This is a genomic window from Chamaesiphon sp. OTE_75_metabat_556, assembly GCF_031378165.1.
GTDB lineage: Bacteria > Cyanobacteriota > Cyanobacteriia > Cyanobacteriales > Chamaesiphonaceae > Chamaesiphon.
In genome coordinates this window covers 1-7,783 of the sequence record NZ_JANNDR010000513.1, presented here as the reverse complement: position 1 = coordinate 7,783, position 7,783 = coordinate 1, and the positions used below count along the sequence as shown (strand labels likewise).

Here is a 7,783-nt window from a genome sequence, read left to right as displayed (position 1 = left end):
GTCAGCAAACCGCTCTTTAGCTCCAAAAAACAACCTCTGAAGACATACTCTAATTGTAAGTATGTCTTCAGAGGTTGTTTTTTGGCTAACTTCGCTGTTTAGCAAAGGTTAGTGACAGCCGCCGTAACCGCCGTAACCGCCGTAACTGCCCTTGCTGCCCTTGCTGCCACTACCCTTGCTGCCGCTACCCTTGCTACCCTTGCTACCCTTGCTACCACCGTAGTAGCCTTTACCTTTGCCACCGCCAAAAATTTGGCTGCTATCAGTTGCTTCTAGTTCGGTGAGAAAACTTTCGGAACCTGCTAATAAGTCACTACCAGCTAGGTTGGAGATGTTAATAAGAGCCATATGGGGATTTGTTCCTTTAATTTACAAGTTGAATCATGAAGATATTTAAATCTATCGGTGATTCTTATCACAAACAATCATGACCGATCGATCCTGGGTTCCACAACCCATTTCGCTAGATCGAAAAGACATAATACTATGTGTAAAATCCAGATGGCGGCTGACCGAAATTACGTAATTAGGTGCATATTCTGTTACAAAACTTACTAGAATAGCAATTTAGGGCGGACAAAATTATGTGACTACACCGCCTTTTGAGACTTAACTGTGTTAGTTTTAGCCAAATAAAAATGAATTGCGTAAGATACATAGAGATCGTCAAATTACGTAGAGATCGTAATTATCTGTTGTAGTTGGGTTGAGGTAAGGGTGAGATTGATCGATCTGCGCTCGATCCCAAGCTGTCGCAATCTGAGTGAGTCGCTCTGTTGCCGAGTGTTGTCCTTGGTAAAACGCTGACACCAAGCCTTCGGCAACCAGCTCGCAGCGATGGATGCCAAAGGAATTGGTAGTGAGTGGCTCTTCGGCAATGCCCAATCCTGGTGCTAATTGCTTAGTAAAGATCGGGACATCCGGCGAAAAATCAGCTTGGTGAGATCGATAGAGTGCGGCTAAGTGGGTTTGGGCCGCTACATAGCTAGTTTGAGAGAGGTGTAGTGTCGCCCCATCACGGCGATAAAATCGGGTCGGGTTGTGAAGAATTCCCAACTGAAATTGAATACCTAATTGATTTAACTCGCCAGTTAATTGCTCCGCGATCTCCACTGCACTGTCAGGCGAAATATTAAAATACACTCGCACCAATGGTGAAGATTGATCTGAATGACAGGGATCGGGTTGTGGAAACCCCAGATCGCCCACGATGATGTAAGTATCGATGCCAACGAGATTATGTGGTAGATATACCGGAGTCAGATCTCCAATCTTGGCCTGACGGAGATGATGTGGGATATGAAATTGCCGATCGATATGTAAATGTAACCCATCTTTGAGGACGACTAATTCGCGATCTTCAGTTTCGGCGACGATCTGCCAGTCTGGATCGAGATAACCACGACTAGGATTGCGACGATCTAATTGGCGAAGAAAATCGCGATCAACACCATTAACGAGATTATTTTTAACTAGTGGGGATGTTGGTTCGGTGTTTTCCAATGTGGCGATCGGCCGTAAGCGACCTGTAAAATACAGATCGTGAAGATAGTTGCGGACTCTAGTCATGAGAAACTTGGTCTGCAACTCAATCGGGATCTGACTATATCGAGTACCTAAATCGGGATCGAGCGACAAGGGTGGATAATCGGGATGTGAGATTGTCAAATCCGGTGCGATCTCCAGATCGTTAACTATGGCTGAAAACTGTTTCTGAAACATTGACAGTGACTATTGATTTACTAATTGGATAAAATCGCGATCGAATAAAGTCTTCATGGCTGCTCTAGGCGTACAGATCAGTTGTTTGGCGACCTGGAGCATGATGATGCCACAATTGCCAAAGGTGCGCCGTTCATCAATCGTGATTTCAATTCGCTGAACCAGAGCTAGTCCTGCAAATTGGATCGCTCGATCCAGATAATCAGGACGGGCAGACAGAATTTCGGGAAATCCAGCTAAATATGACTGCACTAGTGCCAGTAGCGATGGTTGCAATAGCTCTAATGGTGTAATGGCCAATTGCAATGATTCATTGATGCTCAACAGATTGCTAATCGCCAATCCCTCCAACCAAATTTCGAGATAGCTACCTAACAGACAGCCGAGATCGAATGCTGGATCGCCCCAAATTGCCCGCTCCCAATCGATTAATCTAATGATTTTGGATTCAGGCGACTCCCAATCTAAGTCGAGCAAAATATTATTGAGTTTGAGATCGTTATGGATTGCACAACTAGGGACAATCGCTTCACCAAGCTCGGCAATGGCTTGGGTTAAGCTGGGAAAGCGTTGATAAAGTTTCAAAAATTGTAGACATTCTAATGGCATCTTCCGGAAAACTTGGGGGGTAATTCTCATCAGTCGGTGAATGATATCAATGGCTGAGTAAGATGTCTCCCGTTCGCGATCTTGATGCGGCTTGATCGTGGGATCTAAATATCGTTGATAATCTAGCTGTTGAAATGTCTGTGAGTGTAGTGTTGCTAGCAGTTGACCGATCGCCTGCGGGATCTGGGTCGGGAATAGATGTTCTCGATCGTAGTATCGAGACAGGTCGCAATAATTACTGAGATAGTTAACGATTAAAATCGAGTTGTCAGGATCGAAATGCAGGAGTTCTGGCAAAAATCCAGCGATCTTTGCACCCAAGATGGGAAACTGCTCGACCAAGTTTGCGATCCGCCAAGCCGCCCAAAATTCGCCTTTACTCTCGCCGAGAGCGTTATGACGTTCTTGCTTGACTAGTAGCTGTCGACCGTCGCTAAATTCGATCGCTAAATTAAAGTTTTTAGCATTAATTACTAAGATATTACTGGTGTCTTTGTCTGACAGATTACAATACTTTATCTCGGTCAAATATTCAAAGACATTACTTGTATCTAAAATAGTTTTCATCTCAAAATTCAAGAGCATTTACATGGATTTGTCTCGATCTGAGCCAGACCTTTGGCTTCATCTAGTTTAGGATAGTCTACTTCTTTTTAATCTGATTTAATCTGATGCTTCTAGCTATACTTTATACACCAGAGCTAAGTTGGCGATTTCGGGCATAATGTTGTATTAAATTCAGCCTTATTGCTGATGTCAAATTCAGATGTGAATTTATTAATAGCGTGGTTGCCCATAAATAGCCTACCTATTTATCATTAATTAACATGAAAATTAAGAAATGATTAAAGTGTGATGAGGTAGATCGCAGAATCCCTTAAGATATCATGAAGATTAAGAGTTCGGTAGCAGTATTATGACTCAAGTTAATCAATTCGATCGGGAGCAATTGCGTATCAAGTATTTAACTCAATTTCAACGTCAATTACTAGAAAAACAACTTAAAATTGAGATCGTCCCCGAATATCGGCAGCGAATCGAAATCATGCTGCTTGCCGATGAGGGCAAGACTCAAACGCAAATCTGTCGAACGTTGAGCTGTTCGCCATTAACCGCTAGACACTGGATCTTCGTTGCCAAATCCGGTCAAGCGCACAACTGGCAAACCCAGCCGATCGGTCGCCCCAAAACCGTCACTTCAGATTATCTAAACCGACTCAAGCAATTAGTCACGACCAACCCCAAAGACTTGGGTTATCCATTTTCACGCTGGACGGGAGAATGGTTAAGCAAGCATTTATGTCAAGAATTTGATATCGGGGTGAGTGCTCGGCATATCAATCGGCTGATTGGCGATCTTCGAGTTGACGGCAAATCGATCGACTTTGTCGATTGTCAACACCACCAGGTCATCAGATCGCATAATTTGACGATCGCCGATCTGTCCGATCGGCAGATGTAGCCAGACTGAACACCAGAATTTGAGTTGTGATGTTAATGGCAATTGCAACTGCTTTTGTTAACTATTCTCTGGTAAATTATGGCTCAACATCCTCCAGTTATCTCCGTTGCCAGCGATCTCCTCTTGCAGGTGCTAGGGACGGAAATCGCGCCCTCAGATCTGGGCAAAATCCAAGCTCAGACACAGGTACTCTCGATCGTCCCTGGTACGAGCTTTTGGCAATCTCGCGACGGTAAACCAGGGATTTATATCGTCTTAGCTGGCAAAGTGCGGCTGTTCGATCTTCAGGGACAGCGGATCGCCACGCTGACTGTCGGTAAAAGTTTTGGTGCGAGTACGCTCTTTCCCACTGACAATCTGCGCGATTACATGGCCAAAGCCGCGCTCGTAGTTGGCGGTATGGAAATATTAGTAGGATTTATCGATCGAGAGGACATCGAATCTTGGTGGCTCAAATATCCCGCGATCCAAACTCATCTGTACGAGCGGGCGCGGTATCTCGAAACTATTCTCAGCGGCGATCGCGAACCCTCGGTACTGCACATGCCCCAGCGGGGATTGCAACCCCGACTGCCATTAGTCGATATCCCATTCCAGCAGGGAATACCGACGCCACCAGTTGCTGTGTCTGCACCACCAGAACTACCCAAAGCAACACCAGATCGCTTCAAGCAAGCTTATTTTCCCACCCCCAGTCAAAAACTGGGCCAATGGTGGAAAAAAATTACCCATGCTTATCCCTTCTACGCACAGCATAGTGCCTCTGATTGCAGTGCGGCCTGCGTCGTGATGGTGGGACAATATTGGGGTCGGGAGTTTAATATCAATCGGTTGCGCGAGTTGGCTTATGTCAGTCGCGATGGTGCCTCGCTCAAAGGACTAGCAACTGCCGTTGAAAGTTTGGGATTTAATAGTCGTCCGGTCAAAGCTAGCTTTGATCGGTTGGCAACTCAACAACTCCCAGCCATCCTGCACTGGGAGCGCAAACACTATGTGGTCGTCTTTGAGATTACCCCCCAATATGTAATTATCTGCGATCCCGCGATCGGCCAGCGCAAATTGACTCATGCCGAATTTACCAAAGGTTGGACTGGTTACTGTTTGCTGATCGAACCGACACTCGCCCTCAAACAGACGGCAGGGCAATCGACAGATTTTTGGCAGCTATTTCAGTTGGTGAAGCCTCACCGGACGGTGATTATCGAAATCTTCATCGCGTCGATCGTGCTCCAGATTTTTGGTCTGATTTCACCGATCTTTACCCAGTTAATTCTCGATCGAGCCATCATTCACAAATCTGATAGTAGTTTGGCGACTTTTGGCGTGGGGTTGCTGATTTTTGGTGGCTTCCAGATTGGGATGACCGCACTCCGGCAATATTTGATGGCGCAGACTGCCAACCGGATCGATGCTGCTCTAGTAATTGGTTTTATTCGTCACACGTTTAGCTTGCCATTAAGTTATTTTGATTCGCGGCATGTCGGGGATATTATCTCGCGGATTCAGGAAAATCATAAGATTCAAAGTTTTATCACGGGACAATCTTTGGGTGTGCTCCTCGATCTGATGTCGGTGTTTGTCTATGCCACACTGATGTTTATCTACAGTTGGAAGTTGGCACTGGTGACACTGATTTCGATTCCACCGTTTCTGATCTTGACGTTCGCCTCGACGCCATTTTTGAAAAAGATGTCGCGGGAGATCTTCAATGCCTCAAACGATGAAAATAGTTATCTGATCGAAGCTCTCAATGGGGTGCGGACGGTCAAATCGATGGCGGTGGAGAAGTCCGTACGCTGGAATTGGGAAGAGCGTTTAAATAAAGAAATCAAGCATACCTATCGCGGCCAAATTATGGGGATTAAAATCCAGATGATTAGCTCGACGATTAATACCATCAGTAGTACCGCACTAATTTGGATTGGGGCATCATTAGTGATTTCTGGTGAATTTACGATCGGTCAATTATTCGCTTTTAATATACTCTCAGCCAATGTGATTAGTCCTTTCCGGCGGTTGGCCGGACTGTGGAATAGCTTGCAAGAAGTCGGAATTGCGATCGAACGCTTGTGCGATGTGATCGAATCTAAACCAGAGGAAAATCGCGACGATCCTCGTCAAGATCTCGGCAAACTGCAAGGTTATGTCAAATTTAGAAATGTTACTTTTCGCTATAACAAAGATGTCGATACTAATATCCTCGAAAATATTAATTTTGAGATTCAGCCAGGGCAAACAATCGCTTTAGTCGGACGCAGCGGTTCTGGTAAAACTACGCTCGCCAAGTTGATTTTAGGACTCTATCAACCAACTAGTGGCTCGATCGACATCGATGGCAAGGATTTGTCAACTATTGCCTTACACTCCTTGCGATCGCAAGTAGGCGTGGTCGATCAAGATACATTCTTATTCGGTGGTACTGTCAAGGAAAATATCACATTAGCCAAACCAGGTGCTAGTTCTACTGAAATTCATCGTGCTGCCGAACTAGCTGGTGCTGATGAATTTATTAATAAGATGCCGATGCGTTATGACACTGAAATTGGTGAAGGTGGCAGTATGTTATCTGGGGGGCAACGTCAACGACTGGCGATCGCCCGCGCCTTATTAAATAATCCCCGCTTGCTAATTTTTGATGAAGCAACTAGTAGTCTGGATACCGAATCCGAACAAATTATTCAAAACAACTTAGAGAAAATTCGCCGAGATCGGAGCACGATTATTATCGCCCACCGTCTCTCTACCGTCCAAAATGCAGATCTGATTTTAGTGCTCGATAAAGGCGTATTAATTGAGAGTGGTAACCATCAGCAACTAATGGCAAAACGCGGTAAATATTATCACCTCAATCAGCAGCAAATAGCCACCATTCAAGAGTAATTACAGCTACTTAGATCGATCTAAAAATTTAGTAAATGTTCCTATGATTGCCAATCAGTCCACCTCACCACTTATTAAAATATTTGTAGTTGACGATCTGCGCGTAGTCAGAGAAAAAGTTAAGCTACTCCTCCACCCACATCGAGATCTTCAGATCGTGGGTATCGCCACAGATGGTGATTGGGCGATCGAGCAACTCGAATATTTACAGCCCGATATTATCCTCCTCGATCTGGATATGCCTAAGCTCGATGGTTGGGAAACAGCACGGATTATCGGCCAAAAATACCCTCACATTGATGTCGTTATTTTGAGTAGTTCTCCCGACGATCGCTCGCGTCGATCGGCTATTTCCTGTATCAAGGAATTTATTCCTAAAAGTGAGATCGATGCCATCGCTCAAAAAATCCGTACTGTACGAGATCGCACCCTAAGTACTAATCCTTTGGTACTTGCTCGCCCAGCTAGAGTCGATCACCCAGATGGGCAAATTGGTAAGATCGATCGGCCTCTAGATCGGGATAATTTTAGCGATAGTTCACCCAGCCAGTTATTTACGTCGATTGCTAATACTACCCTCACCAAACTCGATGATTGGTCGAATTCTGCCAAAGAATTAATCGATATGATGCCGCTCCCGTGGACGCGCGGATTATTGTATTTTCTGGTAATATTTTTGGGGATTTCGATTCCGTGGTCGTGTTTGTATCGGATGGATGAAATCGGGATTGCGCGCGGGAGATTGGAAGCCAAAGGCTATACGGTCAAGCGGGAAGCCGATATTGAAGGGAGTGTCGCCGTCTTGAAAGTTTACGTTAAAAAGGGCGATCTCGTCACCACCGGACAAGTGATCATGGAACTCGATGCTCGCAATGTCCGCGAACAAATTTCCCAAAATCAACTCAAACTAAATGGCCAACAGCAACAATTGGATCGACTAGTCGCGATCAAAAATCAGGTTGGATTGGGTACTGCTGCCCAACAACAGCAAAATCAAGCCCAACTCCTAGAAAAACAATCTCAAATTGCCCAAGCGCAACAAAGTCTCGCCACCCTAGAGTCCAATTCTCACAATCAAATCGCGGAGAAATTAGCGCAACTCAACCAAGC

6 protein-coding genes are annotated in these 7,783 nt (G+C 45.1%); 3 read left to right on the top strand and 3 right to left on the bottom strand.

Annotation, left to right across the window (positions count from 1 at the left end; genetic code table 11):
* Positions 1–108 precede the first annotated feature (108 nt).
* The 3 genes from RMO27_RS20415 to RMO27_RS20405 form a co-directional block, all read right to left on the bottom strand.
* Positions 109–348, bottom strand: a complete 240-nt coding sequence (locus tag RMO27_RS20415) for a hypothetical protein (protein ID WP_309736014.1) — start codon at positions 346–348, stop codon at positions 109–111.
* A 318-nt stretch (positions 349–666) separates the two neighbouring features.
* Positions 667–1,722, bottom strand: a complete 1,056-nt coding sequence (locus RMO27_RS20410; protein ID WP_309736012.1) for a T3SS effector HopA1 family protein — start codon at positions 1,720–1,722, stop codon at positions 667–669.
* 9 nt (positions 1,723–1,731) lie between these two features.
* Complete coding sequence (locus RMO27_RS20405) at positions 1,732–2,898, bottom strand: aminoglycoside phosphotransferase family protein (RefSeq protein WP_309736010.1); 1,167 nt, start codon at positions 2,896–2,898, stop codon at positions 1,732–1,734.
* A gap of 349 nt (positions 2,899–3,247) precedes the next feature.
* On the opposite strand from RMO27_RS20405, the gene RMO27_RS20400 reads away from it, so the two are divergent.
* The 3 genes from RMO27_RS20400 to RMO27_RS20390 form a co-directional block, all read left to right on the top strand.
* Positions 3,248–3,793: a helix-turn-helix domain-containing protein gene (locus RMO27_RS20400; protein ID WP_309736009.1), complete on the top strand. Its 546-nt coding sequence runs from the start codon at positions 3,248–3,250 to the stop codon at positions 3,791–3,793.
* A 78-nt stretch (positions 3,794–3,871) separates the two neighbouring features.
* On the top strand, positions 3,872–6,673 hold the full coding sequence (locus RMO27_RS20395) for an ABC transporter transmembrane domain-containing protein (protein ID WP_309736007.1): 2,802 nt from the start codon (positions 3,872–3,874) through the stop codon (positions 6,671–6,673).
* A gap of 43 nt (positions 6,674–6,716) precedes the next feature.
* Positions 6,717–7,783 (top strand): response regulator (locus tag RMO27_RS20390; protein WP_309736003.1); only part of this gene is annotated, 1,067 nt, incomplete at its 3' end.

Coding starts and splice junctions, on each gene's coding strand:
- RMO27_RS20415 (WP_309736014.1), bottom strand. CDS start 348: ATGGCTCTTATTAACATCTCCAACCTAGCTGGTAGTGACTTATTAGCA.
- RMO27_RS20410 (WP_309736012.1), bottom strand. CDS start 1,722: ATGTTTCAGAAACAGTTTTCAGCCATAGTTAACGATCTGGAGATCGCA.
- RMO27_RS20405 (WP_309736010.1), bottom strand. CDS start 2,898: ATGAAAACTATTTTAGATACAAGTAATGTCTTTGAATATTTGACCGAG.
- RMO27_RS20400 (WP_309736009.1), top strand. CDS start 3,248: ATGACTCAAGTTAATCAATTCGATCGGGAGCAATTGCGTATCAAGTAT.
- RMO27_RS20395 (WP_309736007.1), top strand. CDS start 3,872: ATGGCTCAACATCCTCCAGTTATCTCCGTTGCCAGCGATCTCCTCTTG.